The organism is Reyranella sp., from assembly GCF_965279625.1.
Taxonomy (GTDB): Bacteria; Pseudomonadota; Alphaproteobacteria; order Reyranellales; family Reyranellaceae; genus Reyranella.
In genome coordinates this window covers 3,281,279-3,302,778 of sequence record NZ_OZ257251.1, presented here as the reverse complement: position 1 = coordinate 3,302,778, position 21,500 = coordinate 3,281,279, and the positions used below count along the sequence as shown (strand labels likewise).

21 protein-coding genes are annotated in these 21,500 nt (G+C 65.8%); 10 read left to right on the top strand and 11 right to left on the bottom strand.

The genetic code is table 11. The features are described 5' to 3' along the window. Positions 1-2: 2 nt before the first annotated feature. The 4 genes from ACQY78_RS16030 to ahpC form a co-directional block, all read right to left on the bottom strand. The gene (locus tag ACQY78_RS16030) at positions 3-920 is read right to left on the bottom strand and encodes a hypothetical protein (protein WP_428676675.1); all 918 of its coding nucleotides are present in this window, start codon (positions 918-920) and stop codon (positions 3-5) included. Continuing rightward, positions 913-1,995: a hypothetical protein gene (locus tag ACQY78_RS16025; RefSeq protein WP_428676674.1), complete on the bottom strand. Its 1,083-nt coding sequence runs from the start codon at positions 1,993-1,995 to the stop codon at positions 913-915. Before ACQY78_RS16025 ends, ACQY78_RS16030 begins: the two co-directional genes overlap by 8 nt. 169 nt (positions 1,996-2,164) lie before the next feature. Further along, on the bottom strand, positions 2,165-3,766 hold the full coding sequence (gene ahpF, locus ACQY78_RS16020) for an alkyl hydroperoxide reductase subunit F (protein WP_428676672.1): 1,602 nt from the start codon (positions 3,764-3,766) through the stop codon (positions 2,165-2,167). Positions 3,767-3,836: 70 nt separating this feature from the next. Then, on the bottom strand, positions 3,837-4,406 hold the full coding sequence (gene ahpC / locus ACQY78_RS16015; protein WP_422009167.1) for an alkyl hydroperoxide reductase subunit C: 570 nt from the start codon (positions 4,404-4,406) through the stop codon (positions 3,837-3,839). A gap of 112 nt (positions 4,407-4,518) precedes the next feature. On the opposite strand from ahpC, the gene ACQY78_RS16010 reads away from it, so the two are divergent. Next, the gene (locus ACQY78_RS16010) at positions 4,519-5,400 is read left to right on the top strand and encodes a hydrogen peroxide-inducible genes activator (protein WP_428676671.1); all 882 of its coding nucleotides are present in this window, start codon (positions 4,519-4,521) and stop codon (positions 5,398-5,400) included. 146 nt (positions 5,401-5,546) lie between these two features. Here ACQY78_RS16010 and ACQY78_RS16005 read toward each other — a convergent pair whose 3' ends face one another. Both ACQY78_RS16005 and ACQY78_RS16000 read right to left on the bottom strand, forming a co-directional pair. Beyond that, positions 5,547-5,849, bottom strand: a complete 303-nt coding sequence (locus ACQY78_RS16005; protein ID WP_428676669.1) for a hypothetical protein — start codon at positions 5,847-5,849, stop codon at positions 5,547-5,549. 6 nt (positions 5,850-5,855) lie between these two features. Next, entirely contained in the window at positions 5,856-6,182 is a 327-nt protein-coding gene (locus ACQY78_RS16000) for a hypothetical protein (protein WP_428676668.1), read from the bottom strand. A 109-nt stretch (positions 6,183-6,291) separates the two neighbouring features. Here ACQY78_RS16000 and ACQY78_RS15995 point away from each other — a divergent pair, with 109 nt between their 5' ends. Genes ACQY78_RS15995 through ACQY78_RS15975 form a run of 5 tightly spaced genes read left to right on the top strand, consistent with a single transcriptional unit; the run spans position 6,292 to position 10,824 of the window. Further along, complete coding sequence (locus tag ACQY78_RS15995) at positions 6,292-6,966, top strand: MSMEG_1061 family FMN-dependent PPOX-type flavoprotein (protein WP_428676666.1); 675 nt, start codon at positions 6,292-6,294, stop codon at positions 6,964-6,966. Further along, the gene (locus ACQY78_RS15990) at positions 6,948-7,871 is read left to right on the top strand and encodes a fatty acid desaturase (protein WP_428676664.1); all 924 of its coding nucleotides are present in this window, start codon (positions 6,948-6,950) and stop codon (positions 7,869-7,871) included. The genes ACQY78_RS15995 and ACQY78_RS15990 overlap by 19 nt, the downstream gene beginning before the upstream one ends. Positions 7,872-7,880: 9 nt before the next feature. Then, the gene (locus ACQY78_RS15985) at positions 7,881-8,852 is read left to right on the top strand and encodes an alpha/beta fold hydrolase (protein WP_428676662.1); all 972 of its coding nucleotides are present in this window, start codon (positions 7,881-7,883) and stop codon (positions 8,850-8,852) included. Beyond that, positions 8,845-10,287, top strand: coding sequence for a thioredoxin family protein (locus ACQY78_RS15980; protein ID WP_428676661.1), 1,443 nt, complete (start codon positions 8,845-8,847; stop codon positions 10,285-10,287). The genes ACQY78_RS15985 and ACQY78_RS15980 overlap by 8 nt, the downstream gene beginning before the upstream one ends. A gap of 12 nt (positions 10,288-10,299) precedes the next feature. Continuing rightward, on the top strand, positions 10,300-10,824 hold the full coding sequence (locus tag ACQY78_RS15975) for a UGSC family (seleno)protein (RefSeq protein ID WP_428676659.1): 525 nt from the start codon (positions 10,300-10,302) through the stop codon (positions 10,822-10,824). 145 nt (positions 10,825-10,969) lie between these two features. Here ACQY78_RS15975 and ACQY78_RS15970 read toward each other — a convergent pair whose 3' ends face one another. Together ACQY78_RS15970 and ACQY78_RS15965 are read right to left on the bottom strand one after the other, a co-directional pair. After that, positions 10,970-12,028, bottom strand: coding sequence for an alpha/beta fold hydrolase (locus ACQY78_RS15970; protein ID WP_428676657.1), 1,059 nt, complete (start codon positions 12,026-12,028; stop codon positions 10,970-10,972). Continuing rightward, a complete protein-coding gene (locus ACQY78_RS15965) occupies positions 12,009-14,453 on the bottom strand; it encodes a DUF3772 domain-containing protein (RefSeq protein WP_428676656.1) in 2,445 nt (814 codons plus the stop codon). Before ACQY78_RS15965 ends, ACQY78_RS15970 begins: the two co-directional genes overlap by 20 nt. 184 nt (positions 14,454-14,637) lie before the next feature. Between ACQY78_RS15965 and ACQY78_RS15960 the strand changes: the two genes are divergently transcribed. From ACQY78_RS15960 to ACQY78_RS15950, 3 genes are read left to right on the top strand one after another with little or no spacing between them, the layout of a single operon-like run. Further along, positions 14,638-15,741: a malate/lactate/ureidoglycolate dehydrogenase gene (locus ACQY78_RS15960; protein ID WP_428676655.1), complete on the top strand. Its 1,104-nt coding sequence runs from the start codon at positions 14,638-14,640 to the stop codon at positions 15,739-15,741. A 31-nt stretch (positions 15,742-15,772) separates the two neighbouring features. Continuing rightward, positions 15,773-16,393 (top strand): glutathione S-transferase, encoded by a 621-nt coding sequence (locus ACQY78_RS15955; RefSeq protein WP_428676653.1) that lies wholly within the window; start codon positions 15,773-15,775, stop codon positions 16,391-16,393. Between the two features lie 5 nt (positions 16,394-16,398). Then, complete coding sequence (locus ACQY78_RS15950; protein ID WP_428676651.1) at positions 16,399-16,821, top strand: cupin domain-containing protein; 423 nt, start codon at positions 16,399-16,401, stop codon at positions 16,819-16,821. 85 nt (positions 16,822-16,906) lie between these two features. On the opposite strand, the gene yddG is transcribed toward ACQY78_RS15950, so the two are convergent. Continuing rightward, complete coding sequence (gene yddG, locus ACQY78_RS15945; protein ID WP_428676649.1) at positions 16,907-17,788, bottom strand: aromatic amino acid exporter YddG; 882 nt, start codon at positions 17,786-17,788, stop codon at positions 16,907-16,909. Positions 17,789-17,876: 88 nt separating this feature from the next. Between yddG and ACQY78_RS15940 the strand changes: the two genes are divergently transcribed. Next, complete coding sequence (locus tag ACQY78_RS15940; protein ID WP_428676648.1) at positions 17,877-18,629, top strand: DUF1499 domain-containing protein; 753 nt, start codon at positions 17,877-17,879, stop codon at positions 18,627-18,629. 6 nt (positions 18,630-18,635) lie between these two features. Here ACQY78_RS15940 and ACQY78_RS15935 read toward each other — a convergent pair whose 3' ends face one another. Together ACQY78_RS15935 and ACQY78_RS15930 are read right to left on the bottom strand one after the other, a co-directional pair. Next, positions 18,636-20,066 (bottom strand): ATP-binding protein, encoded by a 1,431-nt coding sequence (locus ACQY78_RS15935; RefSeq protein WP_428676646.1) that lies wholly within the window; start codon positions 20,064-20,066, stop codon positions 18,636-18,638. 9 nt (positions 20,067-20,075) lie between these two features. Further along, on the bottom strand, positions 20,076-21,500 hold the full coding sequence (locus tag ACQY78_RS15930) for a dihydrolipoyl dehydrogenase family protein (protein ID WP_428676644.1): 1,425 nt from the start codon (positions 21,498-21,500) through the stop codon (positions 20,076-20,078).

Genomic DNA, 21,500 nt, shown 5'->3' with positions numbered 1-21,500 from the left:
CGCTAGAGTCTCCTAAAGGCCTCGCGTAAAGGATCAATAGCTTCCGCTAAGAGCCTCCTACCTGCTGCTGTTAAATCTTCAATAGTGGCTCGTCTAGAAGCTAGAAGCCCGTTGGCACAAGTATGGAGTGCTTCCTCCATATCCTGCTCGCTATGCAGAAGCATCCTAACTCCATCGCCAGCACGATTGGCAAGTTCATGTGCTTCATGTGGAAAGTATTGGAGAAGGGCATCCTTCCATGACCCAATCCATTCGGAGTATTCATCGTCCGTTAGGGCGGCAATGGACAGGACTCTCCCTAGATCCTTATTGCTACGCTTGATAGACCTTCCTGCGAATGATTTGCCCATTCTATCGGGCTTGATTGTGGGATGCTCAAGCATATTGGCGAGTGCCATCATCTTTGGCTGAGCATACCGTATCCCGAGATTTCCTGCGGGCAGCGGATTGTACGCACAAATGGATAGAAATCGAAAACTTGGAAGCGCGAAGTGACCCTCTTCTAGAGGAAGTCTAGTCCACTGCTTGTCTAATTGTCCCTCAGGCGGTGGAACCGTTAGAAACTCGATGAACCAGGCATCTGAATCTTCCGGAGACAAATGAGGCGGGTAGAGTCGAACTGCAGGAAGCTTATCGGAAGGCGTGTTTTCATCGCCAGGATTGCTATGCTCTCCTGAGGTCCCGCGCTGCCACCCTGCGGCAAGCAATTGATGGGCAATTGATTTTCCCGCTGTGATAGCTGCGTGATGTGGCTCAAGAACGCAATCGATGTCTTTGGTCTGGACGACCTCGCCCTCTTTTTCTCCGAAGAAGTGGTATCCAGCAGCAAGACTTCCAATAACAATTATGTTGGAGCGGCATTCTGCCGGTATGGCTGCGGCGACCTCAGTCAGGATTAAACTTGGCGATACTTTACTCATGAGTGGCAATCAGGTTTTCAAGGAATTCTTCAGCTTGTGCTTCCAATCGTGCCTCGTGAAGATCAAGCAGGCATTCTACTTGGTCAGCCCACATATGGCCTGAATCACCATGTTCGAACATACTTTCCTTGCGAATGATTGTGTGGATTGCAACGCGGGGAGCTTCTCCCCGCTCGGCAATTACAAGGCCAGCATCAAGTGCTTTGATGAAGTCATAGGTGTTCGTTGTCTCGTTTGAGACATGCACCGTTAGATCAAGACGTGGAGAACCAAGTAGATCCAGTTTGGGGAAGTAATGCTTAGCAGCAAGTACTCCTCCGACAGCAACATCATTTCGGCCTAAGTCGCAAAGTCGGTCTACTAGCCGTTGGAGTAGGCGTGGTTTACTCGATCTATCGGCGAAGAAGCGAGTTAGTCTCACCCTTTCGGAAACGGCTGCTAATTCTAGCCAGGCATCTCTAGGAAAAGAGCGCATGCTTACTCGGCGATCGCTGTCTCGCCGGATATGAGGGCTCAGCCTCTTTAGAGCCGCTGCGGTAGTTGGATAGCTACAGCCCACTATTTCGCTTAGTCGCTTAGTGGTTATTGGCCTTCGTTCTCTAAAGAAACGAATAAGTAGAACGCGTAAAATATCGAAATACGTATCGTAAGGTCTTGCCTGCCTTAGATTACGTGAACTGGTGCTGTGCTGAACAATCGTCTCAATTATGCGGGCTGAAAACTCACCGTCGTATATGAGGTGATGATTGATGCTCCGGCCGGAGATCGTCAGGATTTCATTTTCGTTTCGCACGATTATGCGAAGGCGCTCGAAAATGTTGTGCCGCAAGATAGGTTCTAGACTTTGCCACTCATCTTGAATGAGTTTTTCACTCATTTTGGGCTGATCTAGGATCAGCACTGCTCTTCGTCTCGGATTTTCCGCAATAATTCTTGCGGCGTTCGTGAGCTTGCTCCGAAGCAATCTGGCGTCTCGGAGATTCTCAACTACTTCAAATATGGTGTCCCCAAGCATGGCATCGGCGCGAGAGCCAGGTGGGCTGGGGAAGCGGGGTTCAAAAACGATATCTTCCACTACGTGTAAATGACATCTAAATATTGAAATGTCAACTTAATATGAAGGTGTCATCTTTACATTTAGGTGCCGCTTTAATATTGAAGCGGCACCTCCAAATTAGCGTGAAAATCTCACAGGGCGGAGGTTGCAGGACGCTAAAGCTATCCAACAATCCTGAATTGCCTATCTAAGCCGCTTTCCGGCCTTCCGCGGCCGCCTGCTTGACCTCGACCGGGGTGCTGCGGATCAGGTGGTCGAAGGCCGACAGGGCGGCCTTGGCGCCCTCGCCCATGGCGATGACGATCTGCTTGTAGGGCACGGTCGTCGCATCGCCGGCGGCGAAGATGCCGGGGACCGAGGTCTGGCCGCGGGCGTCGATCTCGATCTCGCCGCGCGGGCTGAGCTCGATCGCGCCCTTCAGCCACTCGGTGTTGGGCGCCAGGCCGATCTGCACGAAGATGCCCTCGAGCTCGATCGTCTTCTGCTCACCGGTGGTGCGGTCCTTGTAGGCGAGGCCGGTCACCTTGGCGCCGTCGCCGTGCACCTCGGTCGACTGCGCCGAGACGATCACCGTGGCGTTGGGCAGCGAGCGGAGCTTGGCCTGCAGCACCGCGTCGGCGCGCAGCTGGCCGTCGAACTCGATCAGCGTGACGTGGCTCACCAGGCCGGCGAGGTCGATCGCCGCCTCGACGCCGGAATTGCCGCCGCCGATCACCGCCACCCGCTTGCCCTTGAACAGCGGGCCGTCGCAGTGCGGGCAGTAGGCCACGCCCTTGTTGCGATACTCGGCCTCGCCGGGGACGTTCATCTGCCGCCAGCGCGCGCCGGGCGAGAGCACGATGGTCTTGGCCTTCAAGGTCGCGCCGTTCTGCAGCTCGACCGTGGCCAGGCCGCCCGGCTGCGTCGCCGGGATCAGCTTGGTGGCGGTCTGCAGGTCCATCACGTCGACCTCGTAGTCCTTGACGTGCGCGGCCAGCTCCGCGGCCATCTTCGGGCCCTCGGTGTGGGAGACCGAGATGAAGTTCTCGATGCCCATCGTGTCCAGCACCTGGCCGCCGAAGCGCTCGGCGGCGATGCCGGTGCGGATGCCTTTGCGCGCCGCGTAGATGGCTGCAGCGGCGCCGGCGGGGCCGCCGCCGACCACCAGCACGTCGTAGGGCTTCTTCGCGGCGATCTCCTCGGCCGCGCGTTCGCTCGCACCGGTGTCGAGCTTGGCCAGGATCTGCTCCAGGCTCATGCGGCCCTGGCCGAACGGCAGGCTGTTGAGGAAGATCGAGGGCACGGCCATCACGCCGCGCTTCTCGACCTCGTCCTGGAACAGGGCGCCGTCGATCGCGGTGTGGCGGATGCGCGGGTTCAGCACGCTCATCAGGTTCAGCGCCTGCACCACGTCGGGGCAGTTCTGGCACGAGAGCGAGAAATAGGTCTCGAACGTATAGTCGCCGTCGAGGCCCTTCACCCGCTCGATCGTGTCCTGCGCTTCCTTGCTCGGGTGGCCGCCGACCTGAAGCAGCGCCAGCACCAGCGAGGTGAATTCATGGCCCATCGGGATGCCGGCGAAGCGGACCGAGATGTCGGTGCCGGGCCGCACGATGGCGAAGGAGGGCTTGCGCATGTCCTCGTCGGCTTCGGCGAAGGTCACCTTGTCCGACAGGCTCGCGATCTCCTGCAACAGCTCCTTCAGCTCGGCCGACTTCGCGCCGCCGTCGAGCGACGCCACCAGCTCGACCGGCAAGGTCAGGCGCTCGAGATAGCCCTTCAACTGCGTCTTGAGGTTGGCGTCCAACATGGGAGGTACTCCTACTGAAATGTCGCGAAGCGGAGTGGAGGGACCTCCCGTGAGGCCCCTCCGCCCTTCGTCAGATCTTGCCGACCAGGTCGAGGCTGGGGGCGAGGGTCTTCTCGCCTTCCTTCCAGGCGGCCGGGCAGACTTCGCCGGGATGCGAGGCGACGTACTGGGCCGCCTTGACCTTGCGCAGCAGCTCCGAGGCGTCGCGGCCGATGCCGCCGGCGGTGATCTCGACGATCTGGATCTTGCCGTCCGGGTCGACCACGAAGGTGCCGCGATCGGCCAGGCCCGCTTCCTCGATCATCACGCCGAAGTTGCGGGTGATGGCGCCGGTCGGGTCACCGACCATGACGTACTCGATCTTCTTGATGGCTTCCGACGTGTCGTGCCACGCCTTGTGGCTGAAGTGCGTGTCGGTCGAGACGCTGTAGATCTCGACGCCCAGCTTCTTGAACTCGGCGTAGTTCGTGGCCAGATCCTCGAGCTCGGTCGGGCACACGAAGGTGAAGTCGGCCGGGTAGAAGAACACGACCGACCACTTGCCCTTGCCCTTCAGGTCGGCGTCGGTCACGTCGATGAACTTGCCCTTCTGGAAGGCGGTGGCCTTGAACGGCTTGATCTCGGTGTTGATGAGGGACACGCTTGAAACTCCTTGGTTAACTCTTGGCAACGGTTACTTAGGGGCATTCTAAGATCGTTTAAAGCTCAAAATACAGAATTGAATAATCGCTAAAAGCGATTATATGCCCAGCATGAAACCTATCCCGACACTGCGACAGCTCCGCTACCTGGTGGCGGTGGTCGATCGCTGCCACTTCGGGCAGGCGGCCGCCGGCTGCAACGTCAGCCAGTCGACGCTCAGCGCCAGCATCCAGGAGCTGGAAGAGCTTTTAGGGGCGCCCCTGCTGGAGCGGACCAAGCGCTCGGTCGTGCCGACGGCGCTGGGGCGCAAGGTCGCCGACCGCGCGCGTGGTCTCTTGAAGGGCGCCGAGGATCTGATGGATGTCGCCCAGGCGGCGCGCGATCCGCTGTCGGGGCCGTTGCATCTCGGGGTCATCCCGACCATCGGCCCGTTCCTGCTGCCGCGCGCCATGCCGCGCCTGCGCGAGAGCTTCCCCAAGCTGCAGCTCTACCTGCGCGAGGACCAGACCGCGCGCCTGCTGGAGCGGCTGGACTCGGGCGAGCTCGACGCCGTGGTGCTGGCGCTGCCCTACGCGCTGGGCGATCTCGAGGTGATGGATGTCGGCGCGGACCGGTTCTCGATCGTCTATCCCGCCGGACAAGCCCCCGCGGCCAGTATCGCCGACGAGAATCTGCTGCTGCTGGAGGATGGCCACTGCCTGCGCGAGCAGGCGCTGGCGGCCTGCGAGCTGGAAGGCGCGCGGCGCAATGCCGGCTTCAACGGCACCAGCCTGCACACGCTGGCGCAGATGGTGGCGAACGGCCTGGGCGTCACCCTGATGCCGCAGATGGCGCTCGACGCCGGCATCCTGCGCGGCCTCGACGTGACGGTGCGGCCGCTGACCGGCGCCGTCCCGCATCGCCGCATCGGTCTGGTGTGGCGCCGCTCGTCCGCGCGCACGGAAACCTTCCGCGCGCTAGGCGACGCGCTGAAGGCTGAACTCGCGATGTAATGAGGAAGGAGCAGGTCAGGTCTGCAGGATTGACTCGGCAGCACCCACAGGCCGTCGTGCTACTTCGAATCCGCAGAGATTAAAGGCCTGTGCGCCCGACCGCGGATCTCGCGGTCGGGCTATTTTTTTGTCCAGGCGCTGCCCTTTTAAGGCTGCTGGCTCGGTGCGAGCGTCATCGGCTCCGGCGTCGGTGTGGCCGGAATCGGCGCCACTCTCGGCACCGTCGGAGTGCGTGTCTCGTTGGTCTGCGCGTTCACCGTCGCCGGGTCCGGGTTGCGGGCCAGATCGGTGCGCTCGGGGCGATCGCTCGAGAAGAACATCAGGCCTGCTGCCGCCACGATCGCGGCCACCACGCCCACCACCAGATAGAGTCCTCGGCTCGGGGAGCGTGGCTCGAAAGCCACGTCCTCGTAGACGGGTTTGTTGAGCTTGGGGTCATAATCGCTCATCACCCCTTACTCCTGCGGCGCCGGCGTCGGGGCCGGAGCCGGCGTTGCCGGGCGGGCCGGAAGCGGGATCGCTGCCGGACGGTCGGCATCCGGCGTGACGCCCGGGGTATCCGTTACGGTCCGCTCGATCGGGGCCGGGGCCTGCGCCTGCTCGGGGCCGATGTTGCTGTTCTGCGGATTGCCGAAGTAGAGGAAGCCGCCGACCAGGGCGACACCCGCCAAAGCGGCGAGCAGGATGTAACCCGGACGGCCACTGTCCGGCGCATTACGGTAGGGGTCGGTCGGATCATAGCCCGGACGGCCGGGACCCAGGTTCGGATCGTAATTGCTCATCTGGTCCTCCTTTTGCTGTGACTGCAGGACCAACGACTCCTCGCGCCAGATGGTTTCCCCGGAGGGTGGTGCCTGCTACCCTGCCTTGCAAATTCCGGAGGTCTAGAAAATGCCCGATTCGCTGCCTTTTTCGGCTCCCCCGAAGCAACCGGCACTGCTCGACGACGCAGGCGCGCGGGCGCTGGTCGCCTCCTACGCGCCGATCAGCGTGACGGCGGCTGTCAAGGACATCGGCCGCATCGATGCGCATATGGGCCGCTTCATCGCCCTGTCGCCGATCTGCCTGATCGCCACGGCAGACGCCTCGGGCAAGCAGGACGTGACCCCGCGCGGTGACCCGCCGGGCTCGTTCAAGGTGCTCGACGAGAAGACGATCGCGCTGGCCGACCGGCCGGGCAACAACCGGCTCGATACGCTGCGCAACCTGCTGGAGAATCCCGAGGTCGCGCTGATCTTCCTGCTGCCGGGCGTCAACGAGACGGTGCGGGTGGCGGGCACGGCGCGCCTCTCGGTCGATCCGGCGCTGCTCGACTCGATGGCGGTGCAGGGCAAGGCGCCGAAATGCGCCATCGTCGTCTCGGTCCGCCAGGCCTACCTGCACTGCGCCAAGGCGCTGCTGCGCTCGCGCCTGTGGGCGTCCGATTACGTCCAGCCCAAGGGCACCTTCCCGTCGATCGCGCGCATGGTCGGCGACCAGATCGGCTTGAGCGAGGACGAGAAGAAGAAGCGCGAGGCGGTCACCGAACACGCTTACAAGGAAGGTCTATGGGCACCTATACAGTAACCGGACAGCGCGCCCGTCAGATGCGGGTGGTGCCGGCGGAGGTGCTGAAGCGCCTCTATGCGCGCGACGATACCAAGGGCCTGATCCAGACCGGCGCTCATCTCGCACTGCTGGTCCTCGGCGGCTGGCTGGTGCTCGAGACGCGCGGCACCTGGTGGGTGCTGCCGGCGCTGCTGCTGCAGGGCATCTTCGTGAATTCGCTGTTCGGCGCCATGCACGAGTCGGTGCATTACGGCTCGTTCAAGACGCGCTGGATGGCCGACCTGCTGGCCTTCTTCTCGGGCGCTGCGATCCTCAACAATGCCGGCTTCTACCGGCACTATCATCTCGCTCATCACCGCTACACCCAGGACCCCGACCGCGATCCCGAGCTGATCACCTCAGGCACCCCGCGGAGCTGGCGGGCCTATCTCTTCCGCATCAGCTCGATCCCGTTCCTGATGATCCGCGTGCGCGACATCTTCCTGTTCCCCTTCGGGTTCAAGGGCGACGTGACCTACATCCATGATTCGGCGTGGCCCGAGGTGCGGCGCTGGGGCCGCTGGCTGCTCGCCCTCTATGCGGTGCTGATCGTGGGCTCGATCCTGCTCAGGACGGATGTCGTGCTCTGGGTCTGGTTCTTCCCGCTGCTGGTCGGACTGCCGTTGCTGCGCCTCTATCTCCTGACCGAGCACACGCTGTGTCCCAACAGCGACGACGGCTTCGCCAACACGCGCACGACGATCTCCAATCCGATCGTGCGCTTCCTGATGTGGAACCTGCCGTACCACGCCGAGCATCACCTGCTGCCCAACATCCCGTTCCACCACCTGCCCGAGGCGCACCGGCATCTGCGGCCGCACCTGAAATATGTGGCGAGGAGCTATACTCAGACACATGGAGAGATCATCCGCAGCTTCGGCTAAGGTCGAAGGATGCGGACGAACCAAGGAACCTGGGCGGCGGACAATGTGCGGCTGCAGCGCGGCGGCACCCTGAAGCAGGCCCGCATCGTGTGGAAGACCTACGGCACGCTGTCGCCCAAACGCGACAACGTCATCCTCTATCCCACCAGCTACGGCGCCCATCACACCGACATCGACTGGCTGGTCGACGTGCGGCACTGCCTCGATCCCAGCCGCTACTTCATCGTCATTCCCAACATGCTGACGAACGGCCTGTCCTCGTCGCCGTCCAACACGCCGGACTTCCCCGAGGTCACGACCTACGACAACGTCATGCTGCAGCGGCAGATGCTGCTGGAGCTGTTCGCCATCGACCGGCTGAAGCTGGTCTATGGCTGGTCGATGGGCGCCCAGCAGGCCTATCACTGGGGCGCGCTGTTCGGCGAGGCGGTCGAGCGCATCGTGGTCAATTGCGGTTCGGCGAAGACCGCGCCGCACAATTTCGTCTTCCTCGAAGGCATCCGCACCACCCTGCAGGCCGCCGCGACGCCGCAGCAGGGCCTGCGCGCCATGGGCCGCATCTATGCCGGCTGGGCGCTCAGCCAGACCTTCTATCGCCGCGAGATGTGGCGCGGCCTGGGCTTCGCCAGTCTCGAGGATTTCCTCGTGCGGTCGTGGGAAGCCAACTTCCTGCGACGCGACCTGCACGACCTGCAGGCCCAGCTCTTCACGTGGCAGCACGGCGACATTTCGGCCAACGATCTCTATCGCGGCGATCTGCAGATGGCGCTGGCCGGCATCAAGGCCAAGGTCCTGCTGATGCCGTCGGCGACGGATCTTTATTTCCAGACCGACGACAACAGGGAAGAGTTGCCGTATCTGAAGTACGGAAAGCTGGTGGAGATCCCGTCCGTATGGGGTCATCGCGCCGGCAACCCGCGCGACAATCCCGACGATGCCGCGTTCATCGATGCCCAGGTGGAGGCTCTGCTGAATGATTGAGGTACTGCCCGCGGACGGGCTGGTGATCGTCGCCAAGCACGAGTGCCATACCTGCGTGCTGGTCGAACCGGTGATGCAGCGCCTCGACAAGGTGGGCCCGCTCACCGTCATCACCCAGGACGATCCGGCCTTTCCCTCCGGCGTCGGCCGTGTGCTCGACGACCAGCAGCTCGAACGCTCTTTTCATCTCAACATCGAAGCCGTGCCGACCCTGATTCGCTACGAAGGCGGCCGCGAGGTCGGCCGCACCGTGGGCTGGGATCGCGCCGAATGGACCCGCCTCGCCGGCGAAGCGGCCGCGGGCGAAGGCCTGCCGGCGTGGCAGCCCGGCTGCGGCTCGCGCAGCGTCGAGCCCGGCGTGCAGGAAGCGCTGATCGCGCGCTATGGCGATCCTGGGCTGGCGTCCCGCGAGATTCCGGTCGGCGAATGGGACGATCCCATCGAGGCCTGCTTCGAGCGCGGCTGGAGCGACGGTCTGCCCGTCGTGCCGCCGACCGACGAGCGCATCCTGCGCATGCTGGGCGGCACCGACCGCAAGCCCGACGAGATCGTGGGCCTGATCCCGCCCAACCTCGCGCCCTGTACGGTCGAGAAGGTGGCGATCAACGCCGTGATGGCAGGCTGCAAGCCGGAATACCTGCCGGTCGTGCTGGGCGTGCTGGAGGCCGCACTCGATCCGTTGTTCGTGCTGCACGGGCTGCTCTGCACCACGCATTTTGCGGGGCCGCTGGTGATCATCAACGGACCGGCCGCCAAGGCGGTCGGCATGAATTCCGGCATCAATGCACTGGGCCAGGGCAATCGCGCCAATGCCACGATCGGCCGCGCGCTGCAGCTCATCGTGCGCAACGTGGGTGGTGGCCTGCCCGGCGGCATGGATCGCGCCACCCTGGGCAATCCCGGCAAGTACACATTCTGCTTTGCCGAGGACGAATCCGATCCCGACTGGGAGCCGCTGGCGCAACGCCGCGGCATCGCGGCAGGTAAGAGCGCCGTCACGCTGTTCCATGCCGAAGGCGTGCACGGCTTCATCGACCAGAAATCCCGCACGCCGGAAGAGCTCGCGCGCTCGCTGGCAATGGGCCTGTTCGGGGTCGGTCATCCCAAGCTCTGCGACTCAGGCAACGCCGTGCTGGTGCTCTCGCCCGAGCATTACAGGATCTTCAAGGAAGGCGGCTGGAACCGCCGGCGCATCGAGGACGCGCTCTATCAGGCCCTCAAGCGGCCCGGCCGCGACCTGATCCACGGCGCCCAGGGCGTGGCGGAAGGGCTGCCCGCCTCGATGGCCGACAAGATCGTCGACAAGTTTCCGCCTGACGGGTTGCTGATCGTTCGCGCCGGGGGGCCGGCCGGTCTATTCTCCGCCATCATCGGCGGCTGGCCCGGACAGCGCGTGCGCGAGGAATGCCAGGCCGTCACCCACGAGATTCGCTGAAGGACATTGTTCATGAATTATTCGAGCAAGCTGCGCGATCCGACGGCCGAGACCTCGCCGACGCGCCGCGCCCGCCTCGCCCCGCCGCCCTCGCTCGACGGCAAGGTCGTGGCGCTGATGGATATCGGCAAGTCGGGGGGCGCGGTGTTCCTCGATCGGCTCGAGGGCCACTTCAAGTCAGCCGGCGTGGCGACCAAGCGCTATCGCAAGCCCACCAACACCAAAGTCGCGCCGGCGTCGGTGCTGCAGACGATCGCGGCCGAGGCACAGCTCGCGGTGATCGCCTTAAGCGATTGAGGCTCTTGCACATCGTGCAGTCTGCACGACCTACATAGTCTCGACGGCCGCGGCCTGCCCGGCGTCAACATCGTGACCACCGAATTCGTGGACGGCGTCACCGCGCAAAGCGATGCGCTGGGCTTCGAGCCGGCGGTCGTCTACGTGCCGCATCCCATCCAGAACCGCACGAAGGCCGAAGTCGAAGAAATCGCCGACCACGCCTTCACCCAGGTCATGGCGCTGCTGAAGAGCGCTTGATCAAGATCATCCGCCTCCCCATTCAAAATGGGGAGGTGTCGCACTCCAAAGCGCGACGGAGGGGTCATGAGTCGATGCGATGGAGGGGATGACCCCTCCGTCGGCGTATGACGCCGCCACCTCCCCATTTGAATGGGGAGGCAACTCAATCCTTCTCCGGCACGACGGCGGGCTGGACGGTCTCGTCGACGGTCGCATCGGCATCGGGCTCCACCGGGGCGCTCGATTGCGGGGGCAGGGGCGCGTTGGCGATGAAGGCCGCGACGACGGCGGCGGTCGCGCGCGGGGCCTCTTCCATCGGGTTGTGACCGAGATTCTCGAAGATCTCGAGCTTGGCGCCCTTGATGTCTTCCTGGAAGCGGAAGGCATCGGCCACCGGCACCCAGCGGTCCTTGGCGCCCCAGATGATCAGGGTCGGCACGTCGAGGCGCTTCAGCGCCGTGGGATCGAGCGGGTCCTGGGTGCGGGCACGCTGCAGGGTGGCCTCGCGATTGCCGGGGAAGCGCTGCAGCTCGGCGTATCGCCGGACGCGCTCGGGCGTCACCATCGCCGGATCGGCGTAGGCCTCGCTCAGCGACCGGCGGACCACGCCCTCCGTCTTGAAATAGATTCCGATGTCACCGACGAGCGGCGTGCGGGCCAGCCGGGTCGGCAGCGGCGCGTCGCCGCCCTGCCGCGGATAGCCCGCGGCATCGACCAGCACGAGCTGGATGACACGATCGGGTCGCGTGGCCGCAAAGGTCCAGGCGACGGCGGCGCCCAGCGAATGGCCGGCCACGACGACCTTGTCGAGGTGCAGCGTGTCGATCAGCACCTCGATGAAGTCGGCATAGGCCTCGACCGTATATTCGTCGCGCGGCCAGGCGCCGGTCAGGCCATGGCCCGGCAGGTCGACGGAGATCACGCGGGCTTCCTTGCCCAGTTCGCGCGCCCAACCCTCCCACATGTGCAGCGAGCCGTTCGAGCCGTGAATCAGCACGATGGGCACGCCCTCGGGATTGCCTTGTTCGCGGACATGGGCGTTGACGCCGCCGACATCGACGAAGCGCGAGCGATCGTTGGCGTAGCGCGCGATCAGTGTTTCGGGCGGCAGCGACGGCGCATAGGCCCACATCGCCACGCCCGCGAACGCCGCCACGCCGAACAGCGCATAGAGCGGCCAGCGCCGGCGCGGCGCCTCGTCCCTACGACGCCGCGGGGGCATCGCCCGGCCTGTCGTTGGTGGTCTCCTTCGTCTCGGGCGAAGGATCGGCGTGCAGCGAGAAGTTCACCTTGTCGAGGCCGCGCAGCCTGATTTCCGGCACCGCGCCGGGATTGATGATCTTCTGCTCGATCAGCTTGGCCAGGATCGCGCGGTTGAGGTCGTTGGTCACGATCAGCCGGTCCTCGAGGCGCGCCACGAACACGAACAGTTCGAACTCGAGGCCGTCGGACCCGACCTTGACGAAGCGCACGATCGGCGGCGGGATGCGCAGCACGCGCGCATGCGCGAGCGCCGCCTCGCGCAGGATCGCCTCCATGGCATCGACGTCGGAGCTGACCGGCACGGTCAGCTTGATCTCGATGCGGCTCGACGTGTCGGAATAGGTGCGGTTGACGACCGGATTCTGCAGGAACAGGCTGTTGGGCACGATGACGTGCGTGCGCTGGAACGTTTCGATTTCCGTCGCCCGGATGTTGATGCGCCGCACGAAGCCCTCGTGGCCGTTCACCGTCACCCAGTCCCCCGCCTTGATCGGCCGCTCGACCAGCAGGATGACGCCGGAGATCACGTTGTTGGCGATGTTCTGGAGCCCGAGGCCGATACCGACCGACAGCGCGCCCAGCACGATGGCCAGGTTGGTGAAGTCCACGCCCAGCGCGCCGATGCTCACCAGGATGGCGATCATCACGCCGGCATAGTTGAGGCCGGCATCGATCGACTGGCGCAGCGGCATCGGCGCCTCGACGGTCGGCAGCACGCGGTCGCGCACGACGCTGCGCACCACGCGCGCCAGCAGCATGCACACGAAGAACGCCACGATCGCCATGCCGACATTGCCTAGCGAGATCGTGACGCCGCCGACCTTGACGCCTCTAACGAGCTGGCCCAGCCCGTCGATCATCGCATCGGTATCGACGTTCCAGGTCGCCGGGATGGCGACCGCCAGCAGCAGGATCAGGGCCGAGTCGAACAGCAGCAGCACCAGGTACTGGCCGCGCAGCGTGCTGTCCGCGGGCAGGCCGAAGGCACGGCGGACGAAGGTGCCGGAGGGCGTATCGGGGGCAGCGGCCGCGTCCAGGAGATCGGCCACCAGCTTGTGGAGCAACAGCGCGATCGCGATCAGCAGGCAGGTCGTCGAAATCGCCGTATGCAGATGTGCGCCCAGGGTCGCATAGCCGATCAGCGAGCAGACGATCGACGACATGACCGCGATGACCAGCAGCAGACGTGCGACCGCCCACCAGGTCCCGCCGATCATCGGCGGCAGTTCCGAGCCCTCGGGCCGGTCGGCCTGCCAGGCGCGGTTCGACAGGGTCGGCAGGCTGAGCACGGCGACGACGGCGGTCAGCACGACGGCGCCGACCGCGGCGACCGCATCGCGACCCTCTCCTCGGCTGAGCGCAATGTAGACGAATTCGAGCGGCAGGCTGATCGAGAAGAGCCGCCGCAGCGCCCGGGACAGGTGCTGGGCGCTGTCGTCGCTGAACGGCAGGACACGCCATTCGGGGCGCGCCGGCTGCAGGCCCGCGGCGGTCATGCCGAACACCAGCAGCAGCAGAATGAGGCGTCCCACGGCTTCGGGAATCAGCATGTCGATCGGTGTCGGCGGATTGCTCGCAAGCAGGAGTTTGCCGATCAGCCACACCGCCAGGATGGGCACGAGGACGAGGCCGAGCCCGTCGATGGCGCTAATGATAGTCTGGTCGCGCCGCGCATCGATGTGCGTGCCGCCCCGGCCGAAGCGCCGCCGCAGCGCGCGCCCGACCCACCACAGGATGATCGTGAGCGCGGCCCACAGGCCGAGCGGCACCAGCTCGGGGCTGCCGGCGCTCAGGGTGAGGAAGCCCTCGTGGCTCCAGCTCGCCATCGCGCCGGACAGCGTCTTCACCGACGCCATGAATTGCGGGCCGATCTTGTGCCAAACACCGGGCGAGAGCGGAGAGGGGTCTCGGCGCAGCAGGGTTTGAAGTACCAGCTCGCCACGCACCTTGGTCAGGCGCTCGAGCAGCTGGTCGGCGCGGGCGATCACGACTTCGCATTGCTTGACCCGGCCCTCGGCGACCGTGGCCTGCTCGGTCAGCCTTTCGCGGTCCGCCTTCACGGCATCGCTCTCAGGGGGCGCGTCGGTGCCGGGCTTCAATTCGAGCGGTGCCAGGAGCTTTCTGGTGTCGGCGAGGTCGTTGCGCGCGAACGAGGCGGCAGCCATTGCGGCCGCGCGCACATCGGTTGCCTGCTCACGCAAACCGTCGATCTCGACGGGCAGCAGGTCGGCCTGCTCGGTGCGGGAGGCAATGCGGTCGAGCTGCCGGCCCCACAGTTCGACGAGCTGGCTGAAGGGGCGTTGCGGCTGTGGCACGGTCTGGGCGGAAGCCGCGACGCTTGCGAACAGCAGCACGAACAATGCGAGGCGAGCGAGAGACCGCATTCGGTGCGCTAATCCCGGAAACGACGAAGGGCTTTGCAAGGTCACTACCATAGGCGGCCCGGATCAAGCCACGTCGCAGACTGTCTGGCTGCCCAGAGCGGCGAAATCAGGGCGCCGGTTCGGCGTTGACAGCGTCGTGGCGACGCGGAACCTTGCCGCCCGAAATCTGAAGGGGAGACGAGAGATGGCCGAGGGGCAAGGTTCCGTGGGCGAAATCCGCATCAAGCCCGACCGCCTGCACGGCTTCACCATGGCGATCTGCCGGGCCGACGGCAGCTCCGACGAGGAAGCCAAGCTCGTCGCCGACCATCTCGTGCTGGCCAACCTGTTCGGCCATGACAGCCACGGCGTCGGCATGATGCCCTCCTATATCCAGAACACCCTCAACGGGGCCTGCAAGCGCAACCACCACGCCACGATCGATCGGGACAATGGTGCGGTGATCGTGATCGAAGGCGGTGCGGGCTACGGCCAGGTCATCGCCAAGGAGGCGATGGACATCGGCATCGAGCGGGCGAAGAAGCACGGTGTCTGCGTCGTCGGCCTCAAGAACTCCCATCACATCGGCCGGATCGGCCACTGGGGCGAGCAGTGCGCGCGCGCCGGCATGGTGAGCACGCACTGGGTGAACGTGCACGGCCACAAGTCGCTGGTCGCGCCGTTCGGCGGCGCCGAGGCGCGCTTCACGACCAATCCCTACTGCACGGCCATTCCGCGCAAGGGCCAGGAGCCGATCGTGCTCGACTTCGCGACCAGCCAGGTGGCGATGGGCAAGGTGCGGGTCGCCAACAACAAGAAGATCCAGATGGAGGAAGGCCTGCTGATCGATGCCGCCGGCAACGCCACCACCGAGCCGGGCGTGATGTACAACGCTCCCTACGGTGCCATCCTGCCGTTCGGCCTGCACAAGGGCGGTGGCCTCGCCGTGATCTGCGACCTGCTGGCCGGCGCGCTGACCGGTGGCCGCACGCACAGCCCGCGCACGATCAAGAAGAACGGCACCGACATCATCAACAACATGCTGTCGATCATCATCGATCCCGACTCGATGGGCGGCACCGCCTTCTTCGAGGACGAGGTCGACACCTTCATCGACTGGGTGAAGTCGGCGAAGCCGCAGCCCGGCGTCGCCGAGGTGCTGGTGCCGGGTGAGCCCGAGCGGGCGCGCAGGCTCGATCGTGAGAAGAACGGCGTGCCGATCGACACGACCACCTGGCAGCAGCTCGTCGAAACGGCCCGCAAGGTGCGTTTGAACGATACGGATATCCCGCAGATGGCCGGCGCCTGACGCGACCGGAAGCCGACAGGAGAGACCGACCATGGCCAAGATGAAGCTCTACTACTCGCCGTCGTCGCCCTATGCCCGCAAGGTCAGGGTGCTGGCGATCGAGACCGGTCTCGACAAGAAGATGGACATGGTGAACGTGGCCCTGACGCCGGTCGCGCCCAATGCCGACGTCGACAAGCACAATCCGATCGGCAAGATCCCGGCGCTCTCGACCAAGAACATGGACCTCTTCGACTCGCCGGTGATCTGCGAGTATCTCGACAGCCAGCACAAGGGTCGCAAGCTGTTTCCGCGCAAGGGCCGCGAGCGCTGGATGGCGCTGCGTCAGCAGGCAATGGCCGACGGCCTGCTCGATGCCGCGCTGCTCGCCCGTTACGAGGGGTTCCTGCGGCCCGAGGAGAAGCGCTGGCCCGACTGGTCGAAGGGCCAGATGAAGAAGATCGACGGCGTGCTCGACCAGCTCGAGGCCGAATCCAAGGCACTCAAGGGCAAGCCCACGATCGGCACCGTCTCGATCGGCTGCGCGCTGGGTTATCTCGACTTCCGCTTCGGTCACCATGACTGGCGCGCGAAGCGGCCGAAGCTCGCAAAGTGGTTCACGGCCTTCGCCAAGACGCCGTCGATGAAGACCACGGTCCCGCCGCCGGCCTGATCGGAATGACCGCCGACCAGATCATCGCCCGCCTGGGCCTGCAGCCGCACCCCGAGGGCGGCCACTACCGCGAGACCTTCCGCGCCCCCGGCGGAACGGACGGGCGCGGCGCCAGCACTGCGATCTTCTTCCTGCTGAAGGCCGGCGAGCGCTCGCATTGGCACAGGGTCGATGCCGACGAGGTCTGGCATCACTATGACGGCGCGCCGCTCGAGCTTGCGATGAGCGACGACGGTCGCACGGCCCGCCACCTGCGCCTCGGCCGCGACTTCGGGCTGGGCGAGACGCCGCAGATCGTCGTGCCCCGCGGTGTCTGGCAGGCGGCCCGCACGCTCGGCAACTGGACGCTGGTCGGCTGCACCGTGGCCCCGGCCTTCGACTTCGCCGGCTTCGAGCTCGCCCCGCCGGGTTGGACGCCGGGCACTTAGAGCAATGGAGCGCGCCACTCCAGTGGCGCAATCATGGTCATGAGCGCCACTGGAGTGGCGCGCTCCAATGAGGCCGCTTCGCGCTCTAACGCTTCCAGAGTTCGCGCGAGGCCAGCACGGCACCGACGGTGACCAGCAGCGCCGCGGCGATCAGCGTGCCGGTCGGCTCGGCAAGCCCGAAGAGCACCAGAATGGCCGTCGAGAGGATGGGCGTCGCATAGGAGATCGCTCCCAGCGCGCGGATGTCACCGCGCTTCACGGCGTGATCCCAGAAATAGAAGGCCGATCCGGCCGGGCCGAGGCCCAGCGCCAGGACCGCGAGCCAGGCCATACCGGTGGCGGGCCACACGGTGCGCTCGAAGGCGAGATGACAGACGAGCGAGAGCAGGGCCGAGGCGGCGCAGAAAGCGGCGATGGCGTCGGTCGGCGTTTCCCCGAAGCGGCGCGACAGCACGGAATAGATCGACCAGGCGAAGGCGCAGCCCAGTGCCAGCAGATAGCCCAGCGCATGATTGTCGGCGAAGTTCAGTCCGCGGCCGAAGGCCAGCAACACGACTCCCGCAAAGCCCAGGGCCGCACCCGCGAGGTGCGGCCAGCCCAGCCGCTCCCCCGCCAGCGGTGCCGAGAGCAGCACGATCAGCAGCGGCCACAGGTAGTTGATGAGGTTGGCCTCGGCCGGCGGGGCGAGCTGAAGCGCCGCGAAGTAGAGGGCGTGGTAACCGAACAGGCCGCCGATACCGAGCAGCCAGACGCGTGCCGGCCAGCCCACCAGGCCGGCCCAGCCGACCCCGTTGGCCCGGGCGCGGACGATGCCGATGGCGGCGCCGATCGCGAACGTCATCGCGACCATCTGGAAGGGCGGGATCGGTCCGGCCGAAACCGATAGAAGAGCGAGCGAGCTCCACAGGCAGATCGAGATCAGGCCCGCCGCCATGGCGCGGCGCCGGACGGTGTCGGCTGTGGTCATTGTGGCCGCATAGAGAATGAAGCGGGGATTGTCGAGCGGATGCGCGGGTTTCGATTCACGGTTACGATGCGATTGCAGTGGAGCCTGGATGTTCGTTAGGCCGACCAATCCGATCAGTCATCGACTGGCGCGTATCGCCTTCATCTTAGCGACCGTCGGGTCGCTGATCGTAGCCGTTTCCGGGCCGCTGCACCGCTATCTCGGATTGGATATCGAGGCGGCGATCGCCGTGTTCCGCTACGGCTTCTATCTCACGGTGGCCGGCGTCGCGCTGGGCCTCGCCACCATCCTTCCCGCCCGGCCCGGTGACCGGCGCCGCGGCAGCGTCGCGGCCTTCCTCGCCATCGTGATCGGCGGCGCCGGCGCATGGGTCCCGCTGCACTGGTTCCTGCAGGCGCAGCACCGGCCCGCCATCAACGACATCACGACCGACACGGCCAATCCGCCGCCGCTCGTGGCGACGGTGCAACTGCGGCGCGGCGCGCCCAATCCGCTGAACTATCCGAAGGAGAATGCCGCCCTCCAGCGTGCCGCCTTCCCGGACATCGAATCCGTCATGCTGGCCGTGCCGCCGGCCGAGGCCTTCAAGCGTGTCGAGCGCGTGGCCACCGCCCTCAACTGGGAGATCGTGGCGCGGGTGCCGGCGGACGGCCGCCTCGAAGCCGTCGTGACCAGCCCATGGTTCGGCTTTCGCGACGACGTCGTCGTCCGCGTTCGCCCCCAGGGGACCGGCAGCCGGATCGACATCCGCTCCAAGAGCCGCATCGGGGACGCCGATCTCGGCGGCAACGTCGACCGCGTTCGCGCCTTCCTCGCCCTGCTGAAGAGCGAGGGGTACTGAAAGACTTCAGGCGATCGGCAGGGTGAAGCCGAAGAGCGTGCCCCGCTCGTTGGATTCGAGCAGGGTTATGTCGCCGCCGTGCAGGCGCACCAGGTCGCGGGCGATGGCGAGGCCGAGGCCGGTGCCGCCCTGGCGGCCGCCGGTGGTGAAGGGCCGGAAGAGTTGCCTGACGACTGCAGCGGGGACGCCGGGCCCGTTGTCGGCGACCTCGACCAGCAGGAAGCCGCCACTGCGCCTCGTGCGGATGGTGATGTTCGTCGCACCGGCCTCGAAGGCGTTGCGTCCGAGATTGATGAACACCCGGTAGAGCAGGTCGCGGTCGCAGCGCGCGATGCCGCCGTCGCCGATCTCGTTGACCCAGCTGCGCAGCAGGTTGGGATCCTTGTCCTCGCCCTGCTCCTGCAGCGCGATACCGACCTCGTCGACGAGGTCGGCGAGATCGACCTCGGCCAGCCGCGGCGATGGCTTCTCGCGGACATACTCGATGGCGTCGCTGGCCAGGCGGGCGGCGCGGTCGATCGTATTGAGGATGGTCGGTGCGAGCGCACGCGTCCGCTCGTCGTCGCTGCGCGCCAGCCGATCCGACAAAAGGCGCGCGGTCGAGAGCATGTTGCGCAGGTCGTGGTTGATCTTGTTGGTCGCCGCCCCGACCTCTGCCAGGCGCGACTTCTGGCGCAGCGAAGCGCGCAGCTCGCGCTGCAGGATCTGGAATTCGCGATCGACCACGCCGATCTCGTCGTTGCGCCTCACCGGGGCACGTTCGGTGCCGCCCTCTTCCGGTGCGCGGCGAAAGGCAACCATCGCCGTCGACAGATCCTGCAGGGGCCGGATGACCAGCCAGCGCAGCGCCAGATAGAGCAGCGCGGCGGTGAACAGCGCGATGATGATCGACAGGATGAGGATGCGGCTCGTGTAGCCGTACATGGCCGCCCGCATCGGTCGTTCGTCGAGGACGATCCAGACCATGGCGCCGGGCAGTCGAACCGACTCGCCGCCGACGCGGATGAGATGCGAGCCGTCGCGCGCCATCGTTTCCAGCGCATCCAGGATCAGGCCGAGCGCGCCGCGGTCCTTCAGGTTGAAGCCCTGCATCTCGGGTCGCGGCTCGATGTTCATCAGGGCGCGCTTGGGCTTGTTGGGCTCGAGCAGCACGACCGCCTCCACGCGCGCATGGGCAAGCAGCGAAGCCTTCACCTGCTCCGTCACCATGTTGTCGGGGGTGGCGTCGAGGGCGAGGGCCGCCAGCGTGCCGCTCTCGATCAGCTGTTCGAGATAGACCAGCCTGAAGCGGGCGATCGAGGGCAGGAAGATCGCGACCTCGGCCGTCATGACCGCGACGATCACCAGGCCAAGGATACGCCACGACAGGCCGAAGCTCGTGGTCCGCCGGCGCGCGGGGCGGGCGGTCTCGGCCGGAACGGTGACCTCGGCGCTCATCGGACGCTTCTACCAGACCGGCAATCGCGCGAGAAATCGTACGAGGCGCTGCGTGCGCGAGCCGAACAGGGTTTCGGTGTAGTAGCTTCCGGCCGCCCGCTTGGCGGTTTCGCCGAGCGTCGGATAGGGCGGCACGAAGCTCGCCAGGGTCGCGACCTTCAGGCGGCCGGCGAGGGCCAGGCACCAGGTCTGGATCAGTTCCCCGGCCTGCGGCCCGGCAATGCCCGCCCCCAGGACACGGCCGCGCCGGTCGGTGACGACCTTCACCAGCCCGTCGGTCTCGCGCTCGGTCTGGGCGCGATCGTTGTCGGCGAACGTCCAGCGCAGGATCTTCACGCCGTCGCCATGGCGCGCCCGCGCGTCGCGCTCGTTGAGGCCGACCTGCGCCAGTTCGGGATCGGTATAGGTCGCCCACGGCACGATCGAGGGATCGAGCTTCGCCGGCGCGCGGAACAGGGCGCCGCGGATGAACAGCGAGGCCTCGTGGCCCGCCATGTGGGTGAAGGCATAGCGGCCGTTGCAGTCGCCGATCGCCCAGACGTTGCGGTTGGAGGTGCGCAGGGAGTCGTCGACCGTGATGCCGCGCTTATCGTGGGCGATGCCGGCCTTGTCGAGGTCCAGTCCGTCGGTCGTCGGCGCGCGACCGGTCGCCACCAAAAGATGCGAGCCTTCGATGCGGCCGCCCTCCTCGAGCACGGCCGCGATGCCGCCCGCCGTGCGCTCGATCCTCGCCACCTTCGTCTTCTCGTGCAGCTCCACGCCTTCGCGGCGCAGGCGCGCGACGACGATCGCGGCGAGTTCGGGATCGTCCTTGGCAAGGCAGGTCGCCGCTTCCAGCACGGTGACTTTGGCGCCCAGCCGCCGGAAAGCCTGCGCCATCTCCAGCCCGATCGGGCCGCCGCCCAGCACCACGAGATGCGACGGCAGGATACGGTTGGCGAAGATCGTCTCGTTGGTGAAGTGCGGCACCTCGGCGAGGCCCGGCACGGGCGGCACGGTGGGACGCGAGCCGGTTGCGAGCACGATGCGCTTGCTGCGGATGCGATGGCTGCCCGCCTGCAGCTCGGTGCGGCCGGTGAAGCGCGCCTCCTCCGGCAGAACGCGGACGCCGAGCTTCTCGAAGCGCTCGACCGAATCGTTGGGCGCAATGGCAGCGATCACGCCGGCGACATGGTCCATCACCTTGCCGAAATCGACGGCGGGCTCGACGGGAGCGATGCCGAAGGCCGCGCCGCTGCGTTGCGCCTGCGCCGCCTTGGCCGCCGCAATCAGCGCCTTCGACGGCACGCAGCCGTAATTGAGGCAGTCGCCGCCCATCAGCGCGCGTTCCACCAGCACGACATCGAGGCCGAGCTGCGCGGCGCCGGCCGCCACCACCAGGCCGGCCGAGCCGCCGCCGACGATGCAGACATCGGGGGTGAGCAGGACGCTCAT